General features: G+C 59.7%; 22 protein-coding genes and 1 other RNA gene. 11 read left to right on the top strand and 12 right to left on the bottom strand.

The genetic code is table 11. The features are described 5' to 3' along the window. Window positions 1-117: 117 nt before the first annotated feature. Window positions 118-1,020, bottom strand: a complete 903-nt coding sequence (locus N2599_RS05535; RefSeq protein ID WP_027508775.1) for a LysR family transcriptional regulator — start codon at window positions 1,018-1,020, stop codon at window positions 118-120. A gap of 94 nt (window positions 1,021-1,114) precedes the next feature. Between N2599_RS05535 and N2599_RS05540 the strand changes: the two genes are divergently transcribed. The 3 genes from N2599_RS05540 to N2599_RS05550 all read left to right on the top strand — a co-directional run bounded on the left by N2599_RS05540 (window position 1,115) and on the right by N2599_RS05550 (window position 7,468). After that, complete coding sequence (locus tag N2599_RS05540; protein ID WP_027508776.1) at window positions 1,115-2,149, top strand: aldo/keto reductase; 1,035 nt, start codon at window positions 1,115-1,117, stop codon at window positions 2,147-2,149. Between the two features lie 91 nt (window positions 2,150-2,240). Further along, a complete protein-coding gene (locus tag N2599_RS05545) occupies window positions 2,241-3,653 on the top strand; it encodes an FAD-binding oxidoreductase (protein WP_027508777.1) in 1,413 nt (470 codons plus the stop codon). Window positions 3,654-3,742: 89 nt separating this feature from the next. Then, window positions 3,743-7,468: an AsmA family protein gene (locus N2599_RS05550; RefSeq protein WP_027508778.1), complete on the top strand. Its 3,726-nt coding sequence runs from the start codon at window positions 3,743-3,745 to the stop codon at window positions 7,466-7,468. A gap of 8 nt (window positions 7,469-7,476) precedes the next feature. On the opposite strand, the gene N2599_RS05555 is transcribed toward N2599_RS05550, so the two are convergent. From N2599_RS05555 to ssrA, 4 genes are all read right to left on the bottom strand, one after another. Further along, entirely contained in the window at window positions 7,477-7,689 is a 213-nt protein-coding gene (locus N2599_RS05555) for a ribbon-helix-helix domain-containing protein (RefSeq protein ID WP_027508779.1), read from the bottom strand. Window positions 7,690-7,786: 97 nt separating this feature from the next. Continuing rightward, window positions 7,787-7,981 carry a DUF4169 family protein gene (locus tag N2599_RS05560; RefSeq protein WP_027508780.1) on the bottom strand — a complete coding sequence of 65 codons (195 nt, stop codon included), beginning with the start codon at window positions 7,979-7,981 and terminating at the stop codon, window positions 7,787-7,789. Window positions 7,982-8,045: 64 nt separating this feature from the next. After that, window positions 8,046-8,558: an SspB family protein gene (locus N2599_RS05565; RefSeq protein ID WP_027508781.1), complete on the bottom strand. Its 513-nt coding sequence runs from the start codon at window positions 8,556-8,558 to the stop codon at window positions 8,046-8,048. A gap of 128 nt (window positions 8,559-8,686) precedes the next feature. After that, window positions 8,687-9,050, bottom strand: a transfer-messenger RNA (tmRNA) gene (gene ssrA, locus N2599_RS05570). Between the two features lie 157 nt (window positions 9,051-9,207). Here ssrA and N2599_RS05575 point away from each other — a divergent pair. Further along, window positions 9,208-10,125: a thymidylate synthase gene (locus tag N2599_RS05575; RefSeq protein ID WP_027508782.1), complete on the top strand. Its 918-nt coding sequence runs from the start codon at window positions 9,208-9,210 to the stop codon at window positions 10,123-10,125. Between the two features lie 12 nt (window positions 10,126-10,137). Here the strand turns inward: N2599_RS05575 and N2599_RS05580 are convergent, their stop codons facing one another. After that, window positions 10,138-10,353, bottom strand: a complete 216-nt coding sequence (locus tag N2599_RS05580) for a hypothetical protein (protein WP_027508783.1) — start codon at window positions 10,351-10,353, stop codon at window positions 10,138-10,140. Between the two features lie 471 nt (window positions 10,354-10,824). Between N2599_RS05580 and N2599_RS05585 the strand changes: the two genes are divergently transcribed. The 6 genes from N2599_RS05585 (at window position 10,825) to N2599_RS05610 (ending at window position 15,825) form a co-directional block, all read left to right on the top strand. Continuing rightward, window positions 10,825-11,343, top strand: a complete 519-nt coding sequence (locus N2599_RS05585) for a dihydrofolate reductase (RefSeq protein WP_027508784.1) — start codon at window positions 10,825-10,827, stop codon at window positions 11,341-11,343. 149 nt (window positions 11,344-11,492) lie between these two features. Next, window positions 11,493-12,569 carry an FtsH protease activity modulator HflK gene (hflK, locus tag N2599_RS05590; protein WP_037141202.1) on the top strand — a complete coding sequence of 359 codons (1,077 nt, stop codon included), beginning with the start codon at window positions 11,493-11,495 and terminating at the stop codon, window positions 12,567-12,569. 3 nt (window positions 12,570-12,572) lie between these two features. Beyond that, complete coding sequence (gene hflC / locus N2599_RS05595) at window positions 12,573-13,505, top strand: protease modulator HflC (RefSeq protein WP_027508786.1); 933 nt, start codon at window positions 12,573-12,575, stop codon at window positions 13,503-13,505. A gap of 10 nt (window positions 13,506-13,515) precedes the next feature. Beyond that, window positions 13,516-13,701, top strand: a complete 186-nt coding sequence (locus tag N2599_RS05600) for a DUF2065 domain-containing protein (RefSeq protein ID WP_027508787.1) — start codon at window positions 13,516-13,518, stop codon at window positions 13,699-13,701. Window positions 13,702-13,802: 101 nt separating this feature from the next. Beyond that, entirely contained in the window at window positions 13,803-15,398 is a 1,596-nt protein-coding gene (locus tag N2599_RS05605) for a DegQ family serine endoprotease (RefSeq protein ID WP_027508788.1), read from the top strand. 178 nt (window positions 15,399-15,576) lie between these two features. Continuing rightward, window positions 15,577-15,825: a hypothetical protein gene (locus tag N2599_RS05610; protein ID WP_027508789.1), complete on the top strand. Its 249-nt coding sequence runs from the start codon at window positions 15,577-15,579 to the stop codon at window positions 15,823-15,825. A 95-nt stretch (window positions 15,826-15,920) separates the two neighbouring features. On the opposite strand, the gene N2599_RS05615 is transcribed toward N2599_RS05610, so the two are convergent. The 4 genes from N2599_RS05615 to N2599_RS05630 form a co-directional block, all read right to left on the bottom strand. Continuing rightward, window positions 15,921-16,379: a cupin domain-containing protein gene (locus tag N2599_RS05615; protein ID WP_027508790.1), complete on the bottom strand. Its 459-nt coding sequence runs from the start codon at window positions 16,377-16,379 to the stop codon at window positions 15,921-15,923. Between the two features lie 255 nt (window positions 16,380-16,634). Next, window positions 16,635-17,570, bottom strand: coding sequence for a HEPN domain-containing protein (locus tag N2599_RS05620; RefSeq protein WP_027508791.1), 936 nt, complete (start codon window positions 17,568-17,570; stop codon window positions 16,635-16,637). Between the two features lie 69 nt (window positions 17,571-17,639). Continuing rightward, entirely contained in the window at window positions 17,640-17,819 is a 180-nt protein-coding gene (locus N2599_RS05625; RefSeq protein WP_027508792.1) for a hypothetical protein, read from the bottom strand. A gap of 451 nt (window positions 17,820-18,270) precedes the next feature. After that, entirely contained in the window at window positions 18,271-19,956 is a 1,686-nt protein-coding gene (locus tag N2599_RS05630; protein WP_245209212.1) for an adenylate/guanylate cyclase domain-containing protein, read from the bottom strand. 292 nt (window positions 19,957-20,248) lie between these two features. Between N2599_RS05630 and N2599_RS05635 the strand changes: the two genes are divergently transcribed. Beyond that, window positions 20,249-20,488 (top strand): 2Fe-2S iron-sulfur cluster-binding protein, encoded by a 240-nt coding sequence (locus N2599_RS05635; RefSeq protein WP_027508795.1) that lies wholly within the window; start codon window positions 20,249-20,251, stop codon window positions 20,486-20,488. 117 nt (window positions 20,489-20,605) lie between these two features. Here the strand turns inward: N2599_RS05635 and N2599_RS05640 are convergent, their stop codons facing one another. Then, window positions 20,606-21,124, bottom strand: coding sequence for an Lrp/AsnC family transcriptional regulator (locus N2599_RS05640; RefSeq protein ID WP_051336474.1), 519 nt, complete (start codon window positions 21,122-21,124; stop codon window positions 20,606-20,608). Between the two features lie 168 nt (window positions 21,125-21,292). Further along, complete coding sequence (locus tag N2599_RS05645; RefSeq protein ID WP_027508796.1) at window positions 21,293-22,783, bottom strand: ABC transporter substrate-binding protein; 1,491 nt, start codon at window positions 22,781-22,783, stop codon at window positions 21,293-21,295. Between the last annotated feature and the right edge of the window lie 44 nt (window positions 22,784-22,827).

The following is a 22,827-nucleotide window of genomic DNA, read 5'->3' on the forward strand; positions in this document are numbered from 1 at the left end:
AAGAGGGGAAGTATTCTCGAAAACGAAAGGACCGGCCAAGTCAGCCGAATACGCATGGCCGGTATATTTGTCAGCACCGGCTGGGGTCAATTGCGAAATCTGGCCCTGGCGGGGACTTTAGAGGCGAACGTTAGCCGCGAGAAAATCGAGCAGTGCGCGGACGCGGGCGGGCAATGGACCGCCCTGGCCGATATAGACGGCATAGAATTCCTCGATGTCACCGGGGTTCAGGTCTTCGAGGACGGGCACGAGCCTTCCTGCGGCGATGTCGGCGCGGACGGTGAAGACGGCAAGGCGCGCGAGGCCGGCGCCGGAAAGTGCCATATGGCGCATCCCTTCGCCATCGCCGACCTGGACGCCCGGCGTGACCGGGACAAGTATGCTTTCACCCTGATCGAGAAGCGGCCATCCCTGGATGGCGCGGGAGTAGGAAACGCCGATGCGGCAGTGTTTATCGAGATCGGCGATCGACTTTGGTTCGCCATGGCGGCGAAGGTAGTCCGGCGAAGCGACGATCAACTTGCGGGCCGACCCGAGTTTGCGGGCAATCAGGCTGGAGTTTTTCAACGGGCCGGCGCGGATTGCGACGTCGGTGCGCTCCTCCATGAGATCGACGATCCTGTCCGTGTAGGAAATGTCGAGCGTCACGGCCGGATGAAGCGTCATGAAAGAGGGGAGAAGCGGCGCGAACACATGATTGCCAAAAGACGCGCTGGTATTGATGCGGATCGGCCCCGCCGCCTGCTCGCCTGCTGACGCATAGCGTTCGGCCTCGGCGATATCGGCAAGTATGGAGACGCTTCTGTCGTAGAATGCACAGCCCTCCGGCGTCAGCAGCAGGCGCCGCGTCGAGCGGTTGATGAGACGTGTGCCAAGCCGGGCCTCGAGCCGGGCGATGAGCTTGCTCACGGCCGATGGGGTCATCCGGCAGGCGGATGCCGCGGCGGTAAAGCCGCCGAGCTCGACGGCGCGGACGAACACTTCCATTTCGCCGGAGCGATTGATGTCTTGACGGCTCATGATGAATTCAAATCATAAATGATTGTCTTTCAGGCAATCTATATCGCGCTTCGGTGAGTGTCTATCTGTCCACAGACAACAGGAGAGACTAACCATGGAATACAGAAATCTCGGCGCATCCGGCCTCAGGGTACCGGTGTTGAGTTTCGGCGCAGGCACCTTTGGTGGCAGCGGCCCGCTGTTCGGCGCATGGGGCAATACGGATGCGGCGGAGGCCCGGCGCCTAGTCGACATCTGCCTCGAGGCGGGCGTCAATCTCTTCGATACAGCCGACGTCTATTCGGCGGGCGCGTCGGAGGAGGTTCTGGGGCGGGCGATCCGCGGAAAGCGGGACGCCGTGCTCATCTCCACGAAGACGGCATTGCCGATGGGCGACCGGCCGGCGGATTGGGGAAGCTCGCGCTCGCGGCTGATTAAATCCGTGGACGAGGCGCTTCGCCGTCTCGGCACCGATTATATCGATCTGCTGCAGCTTCATGCCTTCGATGCCTCGACGCCGGTCGAGGAGGTCCTTTCGACGCTTGATCGTCTCGTTGCTGCCGGCAAGCTCCGCTATATCGGCGCGTCGAATTTTGCCGGCTGGGAGTTGATGAAGTCGCTCGCTGTCTCTGAGAGACACGGCTACGCGCGTCACGTGGCGCATCAGGTCTATTATTCGCTGGCGGGCCGCGATTACGAATGGGAGCTGATGCCGCTTGCTGCCGATCAGGGCGTCGGCGCGCTGGTCTGGAGCCCGCTCGCCTGGGGCAGGCTCACCGGCAGGATCCGCCGCGGCCAGCCGCTGCCGGAAGGAAGCCGGCTGCACCAGACGGCGGAGTACGGCCCGCCGGTCGATGACGAGACGCTTTTCAACATCGTCGACGTTCTTGATGAGATTGCCGCGGAGACCGGTAAAACGGTGCCGCAGATCGCCATCAATTGGCTGATTGCCCGGCCGACTGTGTCGAGCGTCATCATCGGGGCCCGCAACGAGGAGCAGCTGCGCCAGAACCTCGGTGCCGTCGGCTGGTCGCTGACGAAGGAGCAGGTCGAGAGGCTCAATAAGGTCAGCGCTGTGCCGGCGCCTTATCCTTATTTCCCGTACAGGAGACAGGAAGGCTTCGCGCGGCTCAATCCACCTCTCGTTTGAGCCGCCTGGCGAGACTCTTGACTGGACAGGCGCCATCCGTTGTCTCATACCAGCCTGCCTGTAATGGTGGAATGCATGGGAGATCAACAGGATGGCGCTCAGGGACGCGAAGGCTGGAAAACGCAACGAGGCGGGCATTTCCGCAGCGGTTGGGATATTGAAACAGAGCTTCGGCGAGCGCTTCCAGACCGGCGAATCCTTCCGCGCCCAGCATGCGCATACGACCACATACATTCCTGCACAGCTGCCGGACGGCGTGCTGTTTGCCGAGACGGCCGATGACGTCAAGGCGGCCGTCAGGGTCTGTGCCGAGCACAAGGTGCCGGTCATCGGCTTCGGCACCGGCTCTTCGCTGGAGGGACAGGTGAATGCCCCGAACGGCGGGATTTCGATCGATTTCAGCCGGATGAACCGGGTTCTCGAAGTGAATGCCGAGGACCTCGATTGCACCGTCGAGCCGGGTATCACGCGCGAGGAACTGAATGTCTATCTCCGTGACACCGGGCTCTTCTTTCCGATCGACCCTGGTGCGAATGCCTCGATCGGCGGCATGGCTTCGACGCGGGCCTCCGGAACCAACGCCGTGCGTTACGGCACGATGAAGGACAATGTGCTCTCGGTCACGGCCGTGACGGCCAATGGCGAGGAAATCCGCACCGCGCGCCGGGCACGCAAATCCTCGGCGGGCTACGATCTGACGCGGCTTTTCGTCGGCGCCGAGGGCACGCTCGGGGTTCTGACCTCGGTGACGCTCAGGCTGCAGGGAATTCCTCAGAAGATCGCGGGCGGGGCTTGCTCGTTCCCGACGATCAAAGCCGCCTGCGATGCGGTCATCATGACGATCCAGATGGGCATTCCGGTCGCGCGCATCGAATTGCTGGACGACGTGCAGATGCGGGCATGCAACGCCTATTCGGGTCTGGCTTACGCCGAAAGCCCGACGCTCTTCCTCGAATTCCACGGAACCGACGAAACCGTCGAACTTCAATCGGCGCAGTTTGCCGAGATTGCGGCCGAATGCGACGGTAGCGAATTCCTTTGGACGGCAAATGCCGAGGAGCGCAACAAGCTCTGGAAGGCGCGGCACGATGCTTATTGGGCCTGCCGCGCGCTGGCGCCCGGGCTTGCCGCACTTTCGACCGATGTTTGTGTTCCGATATCACGACTTGCGGATTGCGTTGCCGAGACGCAGGCTGATATCCGAGAACATGGGCTGCTGGCGCCGATCGTCGGTCACGCAGGAGATGGCAATTTCCATGTGCTTCTCCTGTTCGACGACAAGACGATGGAAGGTGTCGCCGTTGCGGAGACTTTCGTGACGCGGCTCAATCAGCGGGCTCTTGCGATGGATGGAACGTGCACCGGAGAGCATGGGATCGGACAGGGAAAGATGGCGTTTCTCGAGCAGGAACTCGGCGGCGCCGTAGAACTTATGCGGCAGGTCAAGCAAGCGCTCGATCCGGACAATATCTTCAATCCGGGCAAGATTTTCCATCTTGTCTGAAAATGGAACAATCTCATGATCTTCGGCTTTGCTCCCGGCATGAATGACAGTAGTGTCGGCAACAGAATCCCGAATGGAGAATGCTTGAATTGATAGGCCGGTTCCTCGTCTTTCTGGGGGGAGTGATCGTCGTAGTGCTCTTCGTGGCACTGCTCGCGCCGCTTTTCATCGACTGGACAGACTTCCGCATGAATTTCGAGGATCAGGCGAGCCGCATCATCGGTAAGAAGGTGACGGTGCATGGCACAGTCGATGCGCGTCTTTTGCCTTTTCCTGCGGTAACGCTGCATGACGTTCGTGTCGGACAGGAATCCGACGGTCAGCCGGTCGTGCAGATCGAACAATTCGCCATGGATGCCGAACTTGCGCCGTTCCTTTCCGGCGAGGCGCTGATTTTCGATATGCGCGTTGTCAACCCGAAGCTTCGCTTGCGGCTGCTCAAGGACGGCACACTCGATTGGATGCGCGGCAGCCGGCCGGAAATTCCCGCAAAGACAGTCATTCTGGAAAGCGTGCATGTCACCGGCGGCGACGTGCAGTTCATCGACGATCAGTCTGGCCGTGCCCGCCACATTACGGGGTTGAACGCGGAGATGTCGGCGAGGTCGCTGGCAGGCCCTTGGCGGATCGAAGGCGATGCCGCGCTCGACGGCGAGCATGGCAGCTTTTCGATTTCCAGCGGACAGCCCGATGAAACCGGTGCGCTGCAGGTCAGGACGCAATTGATACCTGGTCAGCGTCCGGTCAAAATCGATCTCGATGGTCAGTTGAAGCTGATCGACAGAAAGCCGAATTATCAGGGTCTCATATCGGCTGCGGTCGAGAACCGCGGCACGGCCAAATCCGTCGAAAACAACGTGCTGCCGCCGCGCCTCAAGGGCCGTTTCGAACTGACCAACGAGCGCATCCGGCTTTCCGAATACCGGATGGAGATCGGCTCGGTGGAGGATCCGTATGTGATCACCGGCGAGGCGACGCTTGATACTGGCAACGCGCCCGAGTTCCTGCTGATCGCCGATGGCCAGCAGATCGACGTGAACAGGATAGGCAATCAAGGCGCCGGCGGTAAGACCGCGCGTGATCCCGGCCAGTCCGCCCGGCAGCGCCTCAATTCGCTGATTAGCATCATTGCACAGATTCCCGTGCCGCAGGTGCCGGGCAAGGCAAGCGTCAAGCTGCCGGCAATCGTTGCCGGGGACACGACGATCCGCGACGTGCAGCTCGATCTGCAGCCGGCGGGCAACGGCTGGACGATCGACAATGCCGTTGGAACGCTGCCCGGGCGCACGCAGGTGGAGGGTCAGGGTCAGCTGACGCTGAGGGGCGAACCTTCGTTCAATGGACGGATTACCGTTGCCTCCAATCAGCCCTCAGGGCTTGCCTCCTGGCTTGCGGGCTCGGTCGATCCTGCGATCCGTCAATTGAAGCAGGCGGGCTTTTCCGCCGACGTCAGCTTGACGCATCAGCGGCAGAGCTTCAACAATTTGGAGATTGCCATCGGTCCGGCTACGCTGAAGGGCAAGCTTGAGCGGCAGGCGCTGGAGAACCAGTCGCCGCTCCTGAACGTCGACCTTGCCGGCGATGCGCTCGACCTCGATGCATTGAGGGCACTGACAGGCCTGTTCACGGGCCAGGACGCAGGCGAAAACGTGCTCGACCACAAGATCACGGCGCAGCTGAAGGCGGACAAGTTCAGCGCCTTCGGCGTCGAGGCGGAGAATGTCGAGACCAGCTTTACGATCGCCGACGGGGCGCTTGCCATCGACAAGCTGGTCGCCAAGAATCTGGCGGGTGCGGAACTCACCGCCACCGGCCGGGCCGAAGGCTCCTTGCTCGATTACAAAGGTTCGGGCGAGATCACCTTCAAGTCCGCCGATCCGGGATCTTTCGTCACGATGCTGAAGGAGCATCTGCCGCAGCATCCGGTGATGGACAGGCTGGTGCGCAATGCTGCCTGGTACACCAACACGGCGCTGCGCGGCGCGCTGACTCTCGGCGGTGACGAGGGCGACGGGCTTGCGCTGACGCTCGCCGGCGTTTCCAACGGCAGCCGTGTGAACCTCGACTACCGCATGTCGGACCTGCTGGCACTGACCGGCGCGGGCACGACGAGCCTGGAGGCGACACTCGAAAACAGCACGACCTCGATCCTGTTCGGGCAGGCGGGTCTCGATCCACTTCCGATCGAGGCTGACGCCAACGGCCGGCTCGCCCTGAAGGTCCAGGCAACCGGCACCGATCCGGCCGATGCATCGCTGACGTTTGCGACGGACCGGACGTCGTTTACCGCAAATGGGAAGGTCGATGTCCGTCCTGGGAATTTCATGAACGGCCAGATCGGCGTCTCGCTCGAAAGCGCCGATCTCGATCCATATCTCGTGATGAACGGCATCGCGCTGCCGCAGATGGGCACCGGGCTGCCCTTCGGGCTGCAGACGACGGCGACCGTCGATGGCGACAAGATCGTTTTTTCCGACCTCAAGGGTCATGCCGCAGAAAATCAGTTTTCGGGCGCGCTGACGGTCGATCGCAAAACGGACAGGACGACGGCAAGCGGCGAGCTCGCGCTCGACCGCGCCGATGCGACCTGGCTGGGTGAGGCCGTCTATGGCCCGATGACCGACGCGGCGACGGGCAACTTCTCGACCGCTGCACTCGGGCAGCCGGTTTTCAAAGATATGGATGTCAACCTGAAGTTCTCGGCCAAGGAGCTCTGGCCGGGATGGTCGGCGGCCCTGACCGGCTTCACCACCAATGTCGTCTATAAGGGCGACGAACTGCAACTCAACGACATGAAGGGCGGCTGGGACGGCGGCCAGCTTTCCGGTAACCTGCTTTTCACCAATGCCGAAGGCACCGGCTTCTTTCAGACCAAGCTTTCGCTGGCCGATTCCGACCTTGCTGGCGTCGTCTGGCCACGCGACGGTGCGCCGGTTGCGAACGGCAAGTTCGGGCTTTCTCTAGGCATGGAAGCTTCCGGCAAGACGATGACGGAGCTCTTGAGTTCGCTCACCGGGTCCGGCGAGATGCGGCTTGGCGAAACCAGCGTGCGCGGGCTGAACCTCGCGCTGCTGCCACCGCTGCTTGCGGCAACGGATCCGATGCAGGACCAGCTCAATGCGGGAAAGATACATCCGATCGTCGAGACGCTGCTCAACAACGGCGAGGCGAAACTTCCGCCTACGGGCATTCCGTTCAATATCACCGACGGTGTGCTTCGCGTCCAGAATGTCACCGTTGCCACCGAACTCGCCAAGGTCACCGGCAATGCGCAGCTGAGCCTCCCGCAAGAGCGTATCAACGCATCGCTGAACATTGGTCTCAATCCAGGCGAGGAAGCGCTTGCGGGCGCTGAGCCCGCGCTGCGGCTCAATTATTCCGGGTTGCTTGCATCGCCCGGCCGGACGATGGATGTAACCGATATTGCCGGATATCTGTCGCTGCGTGCATTCGAACGCGAACGCCGGCGTGTCGAGCGTCTGCAGTCGAACGTCCTGGAAAAGCAGCGTCTGCGTCGCGAGGTGGCGCTTTACAAGTTCAACGATGCGGAACGCGCAAGAGCCGCAGCGATCGAGGCCCAGCGCAGGGGCGAAGAGCAGCGCCTGCGGACGCTCGCTGCCGAAGCTGCGCGGCAAAAGGCCGAGGCGGAAGCGAAAGCCAAAGCGGAGGCTGAAGCCAAGGCAAGGGCAGACGCCGAGGCGAAAGCAGCCGCGGAAGAGGCGGCGCGGCGCGCGCTGCAGCTCAACCAGCCGCCACCGATAACGGGCAATCGATTGAATTTTGATGCCTTGCCGGGCGTGCCGTTGCCGCAGTGAAGGCCCGCTTAGCTGCGGTTTTTCAACCAGCTCAAGACATGGATGCGCAGCGCGGAGGAGAGGTTGCTTTCCGGCGCACGGTTATCGTCGATTTCGGATATGAGGGCCGCGAGCGGAACGGCGCGGGCTGTGGCGATGGCCTTCAGCTCGGCCCAAAATTCGTCTTCCAGCGAGAAGCTGGTGCGGTGCCCGTGCAGGCTGGCGGAATGTTTGCGGATCATCAGGCTTTCCGCAGGCCTGTTTTGCGGAGTTGACAAGTTGAGTGAGGAAACGCCGCCAAGCGATTCATTGCGGGTTCTTTTCGGCTTCGATGCGCCGTCATTCGCCGCCTTCGTCTTTTTCGATCCGGCCCTGGCGGTGCGCTTTTTCGGCCTTCTCGTTCAGTGCTTTGGTCAGCTGTTTTTCGGTCTTGGTACGGCCGAAACTGACACGATTCTGCTCGGCCTGTTTTTCCTTTTCGGAACGGGCCTGCTTTTTCTTGAACTGGCGGAGATTGATGATCTCGGCGCTCATGGCTTACCTCCATCCGGCTTGGAAAAGGGCACATGAAAAGGGAAGCAGATGCTTCCCTTGGTAATTACTGCTTCTTGCGGAAGGCGTCGAGCGAGACGACGGATCCCGGCTTCTTCTCGTCGCCCTCGGCGGGTTTTGCCGCAGGCGTTTCTTCGCTTTTTTCGGGTGCGACCGGATAGGCGGTGATTTCGCCCGCGGGGACTTCCTCAGCGTCCGTCAGCGGCACATCGAATTCAAGCTCGAAATTGACGGAAGGATCATAGAAGCCGCGGATGGCATTGAAGGGGATGACCAGCTTTTCGGGCACGTCGGAGAAGGAAAGGCCGATCTCGAACAGCGATTCGGTGATCTTCAGATCCCAGAACTGGTGCTGGACCACGATGGTCATCTGTTCCGGATACTTGGATTTCAGATGCTGCGAGATGCGGACGCCGGGTGCGCCGGTCAGAAACGTGATGAAGAAATGATGGTCGCCGGGCAAGCGGCCCGTCGTCGCGACTTCGGACAAGACCTTGCGGATCACGCCACGCAGCGCGTCCTGTGCCAGAATGTCGTAGCGGATGTGGTCCTGCCCCATACTTTTCCTGTCTTTCTTTGGTTCGGAAGTCTTTTCACAAGGGTATATGCCATGTCCGGCGGCCTTGGGAAAGGCAAAGTGTCCGAGTCATCTTCACAAACAATACATGATTTGGGCGGCAGGGAGAAGGTGAAGGCTTCTGTTGCCAGGTGCCTTCGGACCCCGCCTTAAGGTGCTAACCAAAAGGACTTAGAGCGGAATTCCCGCACCGCCGTTAGGCAGCGAGAGCGTATTCCTTAGCGTTGTTGTCGTTTGCAACTACACTTGTGACCCGATAACGGCGGTATCATGCCGAGCAAAAAGTCGATCTTTACACCCTTGTCGATCCTGTTTCGCCCCCATCAAAAGCAGTCGTGAACCGGCTGTTTTTGGTGGAGGCGCCGGGTACCGCCCCCGGGTCCAATAGGTTTATTACATCGCTCATTTATCGCCATAGCCGGTCCGAAAACCGGCAAGGGTGATATAGTGTTTTCCGAAGCGCATGAAAAGGGGATACGTCACAAAAGCGTTGCACGTGGCAGCAGAATTATCGGGATAAGCCCTCTTCGCAGTTGGTTTGAGCGGCAGGAGCGCTTAAATTCGTTCAAGCGGAATCGGCAGCGGCCGGGTGGATTTTCTGCACCCAGGCTGCCGCACATTGGAGACACAGATGCTTCGCCATCCTGAATATCAATATCTCGATATCATGGCCCATCTGCTGGAAAGGGGCGACCGGCGGATGGACCGCACCGGCGAGGGCACACTTTCGACGTTCGGCGCGATGATGCGCTTCGATCTTTCTGACGGCAGCTTTCCCGCCTTCACCACCAAGAAGGTCTTCTGGAAGACGGCGGTGAAGGAGATGCTCTGGTTTTTGACCGGACAGACGAACATTCAGTCGCTGCTGAAGGAAAACGTCAAGATATGGACGGACTGGCCGCTTGCCGCATACCGCAAGGCAACCGGCGAGGAGATATCCCAGGACGCGTTCGAGAAGCGCGTTATCGAGGATGACGCCTTTGCAGCGAAATGGGGCGATCTAGGGCCGGTCTACGGCAAGCAGTGGAGGCGGTGGCTTGACCGGAACGGGGTGGAGCACGATCAGATCGGCGCGCTCATCCATAGCCTCAAGACCAATCCCACGAGCCGGCGCATGCTCTTCCACGCCTGGAATGTCGGCGAGATAGATCAGATGGCACTTCCGCCATGCCATATGACCTATCAGTTTCACGTTTCCGGACTGCAAAGCGGCCGCGGCCGGCCCCGGCTTTCCATGCTTGTGAACCAGCGCTCTTGCGATATTTTCCTCGGCGCACCCTTCAACATATGCCAGCAGGCGGCGCTCCTTGCGATGGTCGCGCAGCAGGTGCAGATGGATCGGGGTGAACTGATCTGGGTCGGAGGCGATACGCATCTCTACCTGAATCACCTCGACCAGGCCAAAGAGCAGCTTGCGCGCAAGCCGATGCCTTTCCCCAAGCTGCTGCTGACGCGCGAGCCCGACGGGATCGACGGCTATCGGATCGACGATTTCGAGGTCGTAGGATATCAGTCGCATGACCGGATCGACGCCCCGGTCGCCGTTTAACGGGCGCTTGTCCTAGCGGGCCGAACGCTTGCCGGCGCGATCGGTAAGTGTCTGCTGACGTCGTTGAAGCTCGTTCATGACGTCCGCGAGCCTCGATGCCTCCTGTTCGTCCAGCCCGTCGAGAATCCGTCCGCCGAACGACGCCGGTGACTCTGTCACGTGGTCCCAGACGATCCATCGGTCCAGCGGGTCGCAGATCAGATCATATCGAGGCGTCACATTCGTCATTCGCACCAGCCTTTCGTTATCCTTTCCGGATTAGGCCGACAGCCGTTAACAGACGCTTTCCGGGCTGCCCGAGCATGCGTTCCCTGAATTTCACCGGAATGATCGGAAATCCCATAAAATGCCAGGCGAATGCCGTACCCAAGCCTGTCGTTACCGGAGAACCAGCCTTGCCGCCCGTAACAACCCACGCGAAAAGCCCCGCCGCCATCGCGACGATAACGAGGTCGATGCGGCACGGCCGATTGTTTTGCGCTGATCCGTCTCCCATAAATATCAACTTAACGTAGCATTTTCTGGAGTAAAATCCAAACATGCGGCGTGGTTTACGAAATGCGTATGCTGCGATGCGATGTCTCGCATTGAGACGTGCCGCAGGCGTGGGCGGCATTTCGTCGAGCCTTGTCTTGCTTGTTGGCCTGCCCGGCGGTAGACCCGGGTGGACAGAGCCGTTATTTCAACCTCAGGAAGTCCATGTCCGACATCAGAAAGATCATTGTCGTTGCAATGGCCGAGAACGGCGTTATCGGACGCGACGGCGATATGCCCTGGCGGCTTTCGACCGATCTCAAGCGCTTCAAGGCGTTGACGCTCGGCAAGCCGATCGTGGTCGGGCGTAAGACATATGAGAGTTTCGGGAAACCGCTGCCAGGACGCCCGCATGTTGTGATTTCCCGGCACACGACGATCGAACATCCGGACGTGACGATGGCGCATTCTCTTCCCGAGGCGATCGGCATTGCCGAAAGGCTGGCACGCGAGGCCGGCCAGAGCGAGATCGTCATAGCCGGCGGCGGAGAAATCTATGCACAGGCAATGGCGCTTGCGGACCGTATGTGCGTCACGCACGTGCAAACCCAAGTTGCGGGCGACACGTCCTTCCCGGCAATCGACCCCTCCGCCTGGATGGCGGTTGAAGCAATCGACGTGCCTGCGGGGGAAAAGGACAATTATCCGACCCGCTTCGTCATCTATGAGCGTCGCAGCGCCTGAAAACGAAATATTTATCAATAAACATCGCCAAGTTCTTCATGCCGCGTTGAAAGCGGAAGCGGTGATACCTATAACGGTCACAATCGCTTAAGGCCTGCCGCCCCCGCAGGCACGATGCGATTGCGAGTTTAACAAACAACGAGGTTTTGATGCCCTGGAGCAATCAGAATGGCGGCGGCGGTCCATGGGGCGGCGGCGGCGGTAATAATCAGGGACCATGGGGGCAGGGACCAAAGCGTCCACGCGGCGGCCGGGGCGGGCCTCCCGATCTCGAAGACATCATCCGGCGCGGCCAGGATCAGCTGCGCAACATCGTCCCCGGCGGGTTCAACGGCGGCGTTGCGGTGATCATCGCCGCGGTTCTCGTTGTCTTCTGGCTTTTCCAGTGCATCTATATCGTCCAGCCGGACGAGCGCGGGGTCGAGCTTCGCTTCGGCCAGCCGAAGGAAGAGATTTCGACGCCCGGTCTGCATTTCCACTTCTGGCCGATGGAAACCGTCGAGATCGTTAAGGTGACGGTGCAGCAGCAGAATATCGGCTCGACGTCCGCCTCGGCTTCGACGGGTCTCATGCTGTCCGGCGACCAGAACATCCTGAACGTCGAGTTCTCGGTCTTCTTCACCGTGATCGACCCGAAGGCCTATCTCTTCAACGTCGAAAACCCGGCCGAAACGCTGCAGCAGGTCGCCGAAAGCGCCATGCGCGAAATCATCGGACGGCGACCGGCCCAGGATGCGTTCCGCAACAACCGCCAGCCGATCGAGACGGAAGTTGCCGCTATCGTGCAGGGCACGATGGATCGCTACAATTCGGGCATTGCCGTTACTGCGGTCACAATTCAGGACGTAGCGCCACCACGCGATGTCGCCGATGCCTTCGAAGAGGTGCAGCGCGCCGAACAGGACAAGCAGCGTCTCGTCGAAGAGGCGAACCAGTACGCCAACCAGAAGCTTGGCCAGGCACGAGGCGATGCGGCACAGATTCGCGAAGCGGCAGCGGCCTACAAGGACCGTGTCGTGAAGGAAGCGGACGGTGAGGCGCAGCGCTTCACTGCCATCAACGAACAATATTCGAAGGCTCCCGACGTGACCCGAAAGCGGCTGTTCCTCGAAACAATGGAACAAGTGTTGAAGAATTCCAAGAAAGTCGTGATCGATGAGAAGCAGGGGGTCGTTCCCTATCTGCCGCTCAATGAGATCGGCAAACCCGCACGGCAGGGAGGTTGAGCCATGAATTCGAACAGACTTCCCGTTATCATCATTCTGCTCGCCGTCGTGCTTGTCGTCGTTTATTCCTCGATCTTCGTGGTCAATGCGCGCGAGCAGGCAATCGTCGTGCGCTTCGGCCAGATCCAGTCGGTGAAGACGGAGCCGGGCATCTACTTCAAGCTGCCCTTAGCCTTCATGGATGCCGATCGCGTTCAGATCGTCGAGAAGCAGGCGCTGCGCTTCGACCTCGACAATATCCGCGTCCAGGTTCGCGGTGGATCGACCTTTGACGTCGATGCCTTCGTGATCTACGACATCAAGGATGTACGCAAGTTCCGCGAGACGGTGTCGGGCGACCGCGAGGCTGCCGAAGCGCGTCTTCGCACCCAGCTCGATTCGTCTCTCCGCCGTGTCTACGGTCTGCGTGACTTTGATGCCGCCCTTTCGGACGAGCGCGTGGCCATGATGCTTGAAGTGCGCGACGACCTGCATGGCGACGCCGAAAATCTCGGCATCAATATTCAGGACGTGCGTATCCGCCGGACCGATCTGACGCAGCAGGTGGCGCCACAGACCTACGGCCGCATGCGTGCCGAGCGTCTTGCAGAGGCCGAGCTGCTTCGCGCGCAAGGCACCGAAGAGGGCCAGCGCCGCCGCGCCATCGCCGATCGCCAGGTGGTCGAATTCACGGCGGAAGCCCAGCGCGATGCGGAAATCATCCGCGGTCAAGGCGATGCGGAACGCAACCGCATCTTCGCTGACTCTTTCGGCAAGAATCCGGCGTTCTTCGAGTTCTACCGCTCGATGGCGGCTTATTCCACAGCTCTGTCGTCCCAGGATACAACGCTGGTGCTGTCGCCGAATTCGGAATTCTTCCGTTATTTCGACAATCCTGCCGGTACGATGCCTCCGGCTCCGCCTCAAACGACGGCCCCTTTGGCCCCGTCAAACTGACACGTTAAGGATGCAGGATTTCCTGACCGGAATTGCATTCTTTCTTATCATCGAGGGGCTGGTCTACGCACTGGCCCCTCGTTTTCTTGTCGAGATGGCGCGGCTGCTTCCAATGGTTCCCGAGCGCCAGCTTCGCATCTTCGGACTTGGCGCCGTGGTGCTTGGTGTCGCGCTCGTCTGGCTCGTCAGACACTGACGCAGATTGCACGGGATTTCTCGAAAAGGTGATTTCACGCTCCATCATTCCGCCCTATGTTGATGGTCAGACTGCCGCTTGACCGCATAAGAGGAAGCTTGATGGCCCCCACGACACGCCCGACCTTCAGACGATCGCTCGCGCTCCTGGCCGGGGTTGCACTTCTGGCAAATATCAGTCTTACCGACGCTGCTGAAGCGCAGAGCACGCCTCCGTTGAATGGTCCGGCCTCTGTCGCCGATCTTGCTCAAGGGCTTCTCGATGCGGTCGTGAACATCTCCACCTCGCAGAACGTCAAGGGCGATGAGGGCGCCGGCCCGGCACCGCGCGCACCGGACGGCTCGCCGTTCCAGGAATTCTTCAACGACTTCTTCAACAAGCAGCAGGGCGGCCCGGGCGGCAACCATAATGTCAGCTCGCTCGGCTCCGGTTTCGTCATCGATCCATCGGGCTACATCGTCACCAACAACCACGTGATCGAGGGCGCCGACGACATCGAGGTGAATTTCGCCAATGGCACCAAGCTGAAAGCGAAGCTCATCGGCACGGACACGAAGACCGACCTTTCGGTACTGAAGGTCGAGCCGAAGACGCCGCTGACGGCCGTGAAATTCGGCGATTCCGCCGACATGCGCATCGGCGACTGGGTCATGGCGATCGGCAATCCGTTCGGCTTCGGCGGATCGGTGACCGTCGGCATTATTTCGGGCCGCGGCCGCAACATCAACGCAGGCCCGTACGATAACTTCATCCAGACGGATGCGGCGATCAACAAGGGCAATTCCGGCGGCCCGCTCTTCAACATGAAGGGCGAGGTAATCGGCATCAATACGGCGATCATTTCGCCGAGCGGCGGCTCGATCGGTATTGGCTTTTCGGTGCCCTCGGAGCTTGCTGCGGGCGTGGTCAACCAGCTTCGTGAATTTGGGGAAACGCGCCGCGGCTGGCTCGGCGTGCGTATCCAGCCGGTCACCGACGACGTGGCCGACAGCCTGGGTCTCGATACCGCCAAGGGCGCGCTCGTCGCCGGGGTCATCAAGGGCGGGCCGGTCGATAACGGTTCGATCAAGGCCGGTGACGTCATCCTGAAATTCGATGGCAAGCCGGTTAACGAGATGCGCGACCTGCCACGCGTCGTGGCCGAAAGCCCGGTCGGCAAGGCAGTGGATGTCGTGGTGATGCGCGACGGCAAGGAGCAGACTGTCAAGGTGACGCTCGGCCGTCTGGAAGACAGCGATCAGGCTGCTTCCGACGATGCTTCAGGGGGGGATGGCGTGATCAACCCGGATCCCGACGAGAATGATGACATGGACGAGCCGGATCAGGATCAGGCGCCGCCGCCGTCCGGCAATGGCCAGAACGGTCAGCAGGGGCAGGTGACGCCCGATGCCAAGACGCCGAAGGATGTGCTCGGCCTCTCGCTGTCGCAACTCAGCCCCGAGATCCGCAAGACCTTCGGCATCGCAGAAAGCGTGGACGGCGTCGTGGTGACGGAGGTAGCGGCCGGTTCGGCCGCTGCCGAAAAGGGCCTGAAGGCTGGCGATGTCATCGTCGAGGTCGCTCAGGAATTCATGAAGTCGCCGGATGCCGTCGCGGCGAAGGTGCAGTCGCTGAAGCAGGAAGGCCGGCGCAACGCGCAGCTGATGATCGCCTCGGCAAACGGCGATCTGCGGTTCATCGCCGTGCCGATGGAATAGGCGGGATTGCCGAGAGGCGGCAAGAGACGCAGATGATCCGTTTTCCGCGATGAGCACCATGGATGGCGACAAAAAGCGCAGCTATTGCTGATTAGCGAATAGTGGTGCCCGCGCGGGCGTCATTATCTCGTCATTTTTAAGAGCGACCGTTCGGCATGGACGAGCTTGAGAGGCTTCCATGGATCACCGTCTCAACCACTACGTAGAGATCACCAGCCGCATCAGATCGGGCAGGAGCTTCTGCGAATTCATTGCATCCGGCGGAACAGTATGGGACCAGCCGGCCGGCGCTTCATGGCGCAATGTAACGATTGAGGTGATGGAGCGGGAGCGGCGGAACGTGGAGGAGCTGGAACGCATCAGGCTACGGCTCTATCCCGATCTGGCTGCCGAAGACGTGTCGCCGCCGCTCTACAACAGCCACTGACAGCTATTGCCCCTACCGCCCTTGGGAGCGCGCAAACCGTCAACCTCACCCTGAGGCGAAAGCGCAGCGACCTCGAAGGCGAGGGCGGGTGTGCGTCACTTGGGCGGCGGCCGATCCGGGAGCAAAGTGATGCCGAACCTTGGCGAAGCTTCGCGGAGACGCTCGATCTCCTCGGGTGTCGGCGGTTCTGCGACTTCGTCGGGTTGACGTTCGCGTCCAGCTTCCTCGAGAAACCGGTCGAACAGGGCGGGTGTCCCGATCAGGATGTATCTGCAAGGATTGCCGCTCATGTTCATAAGCTGGTGCGGAATGCTGCGCGGCAGGAAGATGCTCTCGCCCGCGGTTAGGCGTCGAGGCTCGCCGCCGATCACCGCGGTCAGCTCGCCTTCGATGATGTAAACCGTCTCGTCGTCCCTGGCGTGGACATGGATCGGCGTCCGCGTGTTTCCGCCGCTGTTGTTTTCGAAGAGGCAGAACTGCCCCGCGGTCTGTTCTCCGGACAGCAGGCGCTTCATGACGACGCCTGCAAGAACGAACTCTTTAATGTCGCTCATTGTCGTTTCCTTTCCACGGATTGTGGGGCGGGATCTCCATTCAGCGAGTTTTGGCATGCCCAAAGACGATCGGCGCAGTGACGCGCCGATTGCCTCCGCGCATTCAGCAGAACAAGTGCCGGCACTACTTGGAAGCCGCCGGTTATGACCCGGAGTATATCGAACCTGCTCTGGGTTCATCGGTTCCGCATCAAGGCTGCTTTGCGTTCGTGCGTTATTGCGTAATCGGTCGGTTGCATCGACGATCCGGCAGTTTCACCCGTTCAGACGCTCCTTGCAAATCGTCTCCACGAGCGCCTGCAGTTCCTTCACATGTGCGACAAGCCATTGGAGCTCATCATTGCCGATTGCGTATTTCGACGAGTAGCGCGCCTCGACATAGGCCCGCGACAACAGTTCAAAGCAACGGCGGGCAAAGCGGGTGTCGCGCGGCCAGGCGGCGACCAGCCGCGCATCGGCACTTTCGGCTTGCGAGCGCAGCACCCTGAGGCGGTGAGACTTCGGACTGTAGAGGGTAAGCGTCAACAGAGCGCAATGATAAGCACGCTCCGTCGCTTGATGAAGCATAAACGCGGCGTCCCGCCATTTGTCGGCGGAAATGCCAAATTCAGCGAAGGCTAGGGCGTCAGTCGATAGTTCATACCACTGTTCAAAATACCGCTGTGCCTCAGCCTTTGCCTCCTCTGGTGTCAGCGCCTTCGGCTGGGCGAGGGGATGGCCTGGCTCCTCGTAGAGCACGATGCCATCCCTGGCGATGTCGGTAAAGAACGGCCGGCCGCGCGCCAACTGGTCGTTGACGTCGGCCAGGCAGTGCACGATCGGGATCACCGGCGTTTCGATCCCGTGGCTGATCTGCTCCTGCAGCAATCGTTCCTCCAGCGCCTCCCACAGCTCATACTCCTCGGCAAAGCTCTTGGTGTTGACGACGATCAGAAGGTCATAGTCGGAGCGGTAGCCGCTTGAGCGATCCTCAACCCAGTCGCCGCGGGCGTACGAGCCGTAGAGCACCACCTTGAGCACCTTGCCGGCCGCTTTCCTGCCGGACAGCTTGGTGGCGCGGAACTGCTCGACCTCGAAAAACAGGATCTGCAGAACCCGGGCAAGCTCGCGGCGCTTCTTGTCGGGCAGATGGTCGAGATGGTCTGTCAGGGTCACGGCCGCGTCAAAGCCTTCGGTGGGAATCGTATCCATCGTAACGGCTCATCGGTTGTTGTGCATCTAAACTCTTTACGCGAATGCATTGATGAATGCAACCAGATGCTATTCGTCGAACAGGAAGTCGCCAAGACGAAAGCGCGCAGTTTGATGGGTGAGTTGAATGATGAGGAACTGGAGCAAGTAGTGCATCACGTTCGGAAGGTCCAGCCGATGACCGAGATCGCTTGAATGGTCCTTCCCCGGATGATCGCCCGCGACCTTGACGAGACCATGATCGGCCACGAGATAGTTCTCCGCCGGTTCCAACGGCGACGGGCGGCCATGAAACCTTTGAAGAGATATAGCCCTCAACCGCTCGGGCAATGGGGTTAGGGGCTGAACGCGGGACTGCATAGGGATGCGGCGAGATCTTCTGCAGGGCGGTCGTCAGCCACCGCCAGGGATCCGCTACCCCCAGCCACGGGCCGGATTGAAACTGATCAGCCACTTCGGACCCGCTAGCCCATCATGTAGGTGCTTATTCCGAACTCATCCTTAAAAGCTTCGATCGTTAGCACCGATCGCAAGAACTCACTCTCGATTATTTCCGGAGTGGAAGTTGCGGACACGGCGCGGCCCAACCTCTCCTGCAGTCCCATTTGTTCGACCGCTTCTTTGATCGAGGTTGCCGTCCCTGATACATGGACGGGCCTAAGTGCTAGGTGGCTCAACGTCCTTTCAAGGGTCACGGTACCTATTCCGGCAATCCGGTTCCCACCAGGCCTCGTCTGAACTTAGCAGTCTGTTCGGCAGTTTCGACCACGATCCCCCGCTCCAGAAATTCACTGATAGTTAGATCCGGATACTTTTCGCGAAGGCTTTGGGCAAGCGTGGTAGCTTCTTGAAGGCGACCCGCCATCGATAAGCAGGCGACTATCCTAGTGTTGGTGTATTTTCCGGGATTCGGTAACCGGCGTAGCGCCGCTAAAGCCTGCTCGTAGTCGCCCTTAAAATAGAGAAGATTTCCCAGTACCGCGTGATACCAGTGGGGTGGGAAAGGGTTGAGCCGCATCCCTTCTTCGACCCACGGAAGCGCTTCGTCTATACGATTTCGCCTTGCCAGCAGTCCGCCGAGCTGTACCAAAGCATTGGCGTCACTGGGATTAAGCTTATACGCCAAACGGAATTCTCTTTCGGAGTTCTCAAAGTCCTTTAGGTAAAGATGCGCAAGCCCAAGCACACGATGGGCGCCAGATTCTCCCTCGTCCAGCTTTACGGCATGTCGCGCGAGCGCGATGCCGTCGCGAAGGACGGCCTCCGGTGCGTTTGCATAGCCGCTGGCTGCGATCCGGGCCAATGCAAGATGAGCGTGTGCCAGCGCAAAGCCCCCGTCGCCCGCAACGGCAGCTTCGAACATTTCCACAGCTTTAACGTTGTCGTCCGGCTCATAGCCTCTGAGATGCACTAGCCCTCGCAGATAAAATTCGTATGCAGCGAGGCTGGCCGGTGGCCTTCGGATGGACTCTCGATAATCAGCGCTCTCGATCTGCCCCACTAGATTGGCGACGATCATTCTCACGATGTCGTCCTGAATGCTGAAGAGATCCGAGGCTCGGCGTTGATATTTTTCTGACCAGACCAATCGCTCCGTGTCGGCCTGGATCATCCGCACCGCGATCCGGACCTCGTCTTGCGACTGACGCATGTTGCCTGTAACGAGATAGGTGGCAGCAAGCTTGCGTCCAACCTCCTTTAAATCCTCCGAACGGTCGCGGAAAGCAAACGCTGAGGACGCCGCAATGACGGACAGGCTCCTGAATCTCGCAAGACCGGAGATGATGTCTTCGGTGAAGCCATCCACCATAAATTCATCTGCGCCTGTCGCCGCGTTTTGAAAGGGAAGGACGGCAACGACGGTTCTGACCAGCTGCTCTTTTGCAGGAGCTCGAGGCCAGTGCCAGGCATGCACCGGCTTCGAAATATTCTTGAGGCGTAGCAGTCCTCCGTCGGCAAACAGCCGCTGCAATTCTTCGGGTAGGGCGGCGTAAGTTGTTTCTGAGATGCACACCCCATCGGGTAACGCATGGTGCTCCAGGCGCGCTGCGACATTGACGCCATCGCCGAACACATCGTCATCCGTCGTCATCACCTCGGCGAAGTTTATACCAATCCGAATTCTCACTGGTTTAGTCCCAACGGTAGCGACGGCCTCGCTTGCTAGCAGGTGTTGAACCTGCAACGCCGTCGAGACGGCGACCGCGGGGCTGTCGAATATCGAAAGGAGGCCATCACCCATGAGCTTGATCGTCCGGCCACCACCCTTGACGATCCGAGGTTTCAGTATCTCCTCCTGCAAGACATTAACGCTTGCCAGCGTTCCTTCTTCGTCTGCTTCCATCATGCGCGAGTAGCCGACAACATCCGCCGTCAAAATGGCCATGAGGCGTCTGGTGGTGGGCGAAGAGGGCATCTGCGCCAATTCCCGTGGAAACGAGGAGTGCTGCGAACCAAATGTACAGTCTTGTGGCGTCAATGTCATGCTGACGCAGAAGCAAATGGAGAGTACAGCACCGAGCCCGAAATGTTACCTCGGCTTCCAGTTATTGAGGCCGCTCTATCCTGGTGACCTGCTGTCCGACCGCCTTTGCTGCCGGTTGATTGGCCTTCGATTGCCGTAGACGGTCGAAAATCATCCAATTACTGGTCTGATCGGGTCCGTAAATGGGTTCGACATGTCAACAATCGACTTCATGCTATCCAAGCGCCAGCAGGCGATGCTGCGAGCACTCATCCTGCAGCCAGTTGACCTTTCGTGCGAACAAGGCATGTGCGGCTCTTGCCTCACTCGAGTCCTCTCCCGAGAGCTGGACCACCGGGATATTATCCTCTCCAATGCCGAAAAGGCCGCCAACGATCAGATGACTATTTGCTGTTCACGTGGCCGCGGCCCGCTCATCGTGCTGGGTATTTGACGGGCGTTTAGTGTTTCTAAAGTGGGTTGCGGCGAATGAGGTCATCGTTATCGATGCAGGCATTGGTGGCCTGTGCCCGAGCATCGCTCTGAAGCGTATCGTCCAAGAAGTGCGGATCTACGAACCGATCACCTCCATATCCAGCTCGGCTGTGTCATGGTCGCTTTGAAAGACAGCATCGAGCGGCCGATAGGGTTTGACGATCGGCGATTTTAGTACAACGAAGCTCAGATATCTGTCGATGCCTACATCTCTGTCGATCAGGCATTCCATGATTGTCTGATACTCGGCGAGCCCACTGGTGACAAACTTCACCAGGTAGTCGTAGCCGCCGGAAACCACGTGGCATTCAATTGCAGATTCCAATTTATCGATGGCCGCAATGAAGCGGGCCAAATCGATCTGCCGGTGGTTTCGGAGAGTGACCTCTGTAAAGACGGTTACTACTTGGCCAAGCCTGGCCAGGTTGATCTGAGCGGAATAGCCGCAGATGTAGCCTTCTGCCTGCAATTTCCTCACGCGCATCAGACACGGACTTGGCGAGAGATCGACGAGCTTCGCAAGCTCCGTATTCGTCACACGCCCGTTCTTCTGGAGCTCGCAGAGGATTGCAATGTCGATGCGATCGAGTTTCATTTCCTTACCCTATCGGGTTGCCGGAAGTCGCCGTGAGCGCGGGTTAATCCCGCATCCAAAGACATCGAGCGGGATCGTGCCATGCAAAGCCCGCGGCAGGAAAGACGGCGAACAAAGCTTCGGTCCTTGTCGGGGAGGTGCCGCCAATGGTCGGCGACACCGGTTTCGTCACTTAACCGATAGTTCCGGCGTGAGGTAATAGTTGTTCAACGGGTGTGGCCGGAAGCCCTGAATGCGGCTGCTGACAGCATCGAAGGTGTTGACATGAACGATGTCGACGACTGCCGCGTCGTCCTGTAGCTTCCGGGCAATCTTGCCGTAGAGCGCATAGCGCTGCTCGTCATTGTCGTTGGCGCGTGCTTCCTTGATCAGCGCATCAACTTCAGGCGAGCAGTAGTGGGCCAGATTGTATCCACCATCGCAGGAGAAGTCGGAAGACAGGAAACCCGCCGGGTCAAGCACGTCGGTCAGATAATTACGCGAGAGGAAGGCGAGCTCGAAATTGCCGTTGAGAAGGTCCGGCTCGACGGCGTTGTATTGCGCGGCCTTGATCGTGCTTTGGACGCCGACCTCTGCCAGCATCTGCTGAACGGCCGCGGCGATATCCTTGAATTCGGCTCTTTCGACATAGGCGATGATCTCCACCTTGAGACTGCCAGGCGCAATGCCGGCTTCCGCGAGCAGCGATTTGGCAAGATCGGGATTGTAGCTCGGCTTCTGGTCCTTTGGTGCCCAGGCGTCCGTCGGCCGGAAGACATCGTTAGCCGGTGGCATCAGCCCCTCGAACAGAGCATCGGAAATCGCCTGATTGTCGATTGCCGCCTGAATTGCCTTTCGCACACGTACGTCGTCGAATGGCCTCTTCTTGTTGTTAATGACGAGCATGGTCGTGCGCGGTGTTGCAGCCTCGGATATCTTGGCGACACCGGAGTCGTTGACCTGCTTGACGCTGGTGGCCGGGACGAGGCGTGAAATGTCCGCCTCGCCCGAACGAGCCTGGACCGTGCGCGTATTGGCGTCGAGGATGAAGCGTACTTCACCATCCTCGACCGCAGGCTTTTTGCCCCAGTAAGTCGGGTTCGCCTTCACTTTCAGGCCTTGGGCCTGATCGACCGAGACGATCGTGAAGGGGCCGGTGCAATGGTTGATCGGATCGATGGCGCCGTTCGGCTTATAGGCCGCCTTGGAAAGAATACTGGTGGCCGGCGCGGCCATATGTGCAGGCAGCACGGCAAGTGGCTGGGCAGTCGTTATGCGCACCTTGTCCTTCCCGATGGCTTCCACGGACTTGAAGATTTTCGGCGAAAAGGCGCGCGCCGATACTTCTCCATGCAGAAGGCTGGTGAACGCAAAGGCGACGGCATCCGCGTCGAACGGCGTACCGTCCTGGAAGACGACACCTTGCTTCAACGTGACCTCCCACACGTTCGGTTCGACGTGGTTGAAGGAAGTGGCGAGCCACGGCTCCAGCTTGCCGTCGTAGTTCACGCGGGCCAGGCCTTCGTAGCAGCCTGCCACCGTGCCGACGTAGACGTCGTCGGAGGTCATGGCCCAGTTGTTCCTGATGCTCCAGAAGTCCGCCACGACGACCGGTTCGGCCTGCGCCGCCGTTGCCGCGAAGACCAGTGACAATGCGGTAATCCTATTGAAAAGCTTCATGCTTACGTTCCCTTTTTTGTTTTAAAATAGAGAGTTGGACGACG

Source organism: Rhizobium sullae, from assembly GCF_025200715.1.
GTDB lineage: Bacteria > Pseudomonadota > Alphaproteobacteria > Rhizobiales > Rhizobiaceae > Rhizobium > Rhizobium sullae.

What these genes read in the sequence shown, in the direction of transcription:
- N2599_RS05560 (WP_027508780.1), bottom strand. Translation starts at nt 7,981, where the DNA reads ATGAGCGCCGAGATCATCAATCTCCGCCAGTTCAAGAAAAAGCAGGCC.
- N2599_RS05630 (WP_245209212.1), bottom strand. Translation starts at nt 19,956, where the DNA reads ATGGCCATTTTGACGGCGGATGTTGTCGGCTACTCGCGCATGATGGAA.
- N2599_RS05615 (WP_027508790.1), bottom strand. Translation starts at nt 16,379, where the DNA reads ATGAGCGACATTAAAGAGTTCGTTCTTGCAGGCGTCGTCATGAAGCGC.
- hflK (WP_037141202.1), top strand. Translation starts at nt 11,493, where the DNA reads ATGCCCTGGAGCAATCAGAATGGCGGCGGCGGTCCATGGGGCGGCGGC.
- N2599_RS05535 (WP_027508775.1), bottom strand. Translation starts at nt 1,020, where the DNA reads ATGAGCCGTCAAGACATCAATCGCTCCGGCGAAATGGAAGTGTTCGTC.
- N2599_RS05540 (WP_027508776.1), top strand. Translation starts at nt 1,115, where the DNA reads ATGGAATACAGAAATCTCGGCGCATCCGGCCTCAGGGTACCGGTGTTG.
- N2599_RS05555 (WP_027508779.1), bottom strand. Translation starts at nt 7,689, where the DNA reads ATGATCCGCAAACATTCCGCCAGCCTGCACGGGCACCGCACCAGCTTC.
- hflC (WP_027508786.1), top strand. Translation starts at nt 12,573, where the DNA reads ATGAATTCGAACAGACTTCCCGTTATCATCATTCTGCTCGCCGTCGTG.
- N2599_RS05645 (WP_027508796.1), bottom strand. Translation starts at nt 22,783, where the DNA reads ATGAAGCTTTTCAATAGGATTACCGCATTGTCACTGGTCTTCGCGGCA.
- N2599_RS05580 (WP_027508783.1), bottom strand. Translation starts at nt 10,353, where the DNA reads ATGACGAATGTGACGCCTCGATATGATCTGATCTGCGACCCGCTGGAC.
- N2599_RS05545 (WP_027508777.1), top strand. Translation starts at nt 2,241, where the DNA reads ATGGCGCTCAGGGACGCGAAGGCTGGAAAACGCAACGAGGCGGGCATT.
- N2599_RS05610 (WP_027508789.1), top strand. Translation starts at nt 15,577, where the DNA reads ATGGATCACCGTCTCAACCACTACGTAGAGATCACCAGCCGCATCAGA.
- N2599_RS05605 (WP_027508788.1), top strand. Translation starts at nt 13,803, where the DNA reads ATGGCCCCCACGACACGCCCGACCTTCAGACGATCGCTCGCGCTCCTG.
- N2599_RS05620 (WP_027508791.1), bottom strand. Translation starts at nt 17,570, where the DNA reads ATGGATACGATTCCCACCGAAGGCTTTGACGCGGCCGTGACCCTGACA.
- N2599_RS05575 (WP_027508782.1), top strand. Translation starts at nt 9,208, where the DNA reads ATGCTTCGCCATCCTGAATATCAATATCTCGATATCATGGCCCATCTG.
- N2599_RS05600 (WP_027508787.1), top strand. Translation starts at nt 13,516, where the DNA reads ATGCAGGATTTCCTGACCGGAATTGCATTCTTTCTTATCATCGAGGGG.
- N2599_RS05565 (WP_027508781.1), bottom strand. Translation starts at nt 8,558, where the DNA reads ATGGGGCAGGACCACATCCGCTACGACATTCTGGCACAGGACGCGCTG.
- N2599_RS05585 (WP_027508784.1), top strand. Translation starts at nt 10,825, where the DNA reads ATGTCCGACATCAGAAAGATCATTGTCGTTGCAATGGCCGAGAACGGC.
- N2599_RS05635 (WP_027508795.1), top strand. Translation starts at nt 20,249, where the DNA reads ATGTCAACAATCGACTTCATGCTATCCAAGCGCCAGCAGGCGATGCTG.
- N2599_RS05640 (WP_051336474.1), bottom strand. Translation starts at nt 21,124, where the DNA reads ATGAAACTCGATCGCATCGACATTGCAATCCTCTGCGAGCTCCAGAAG.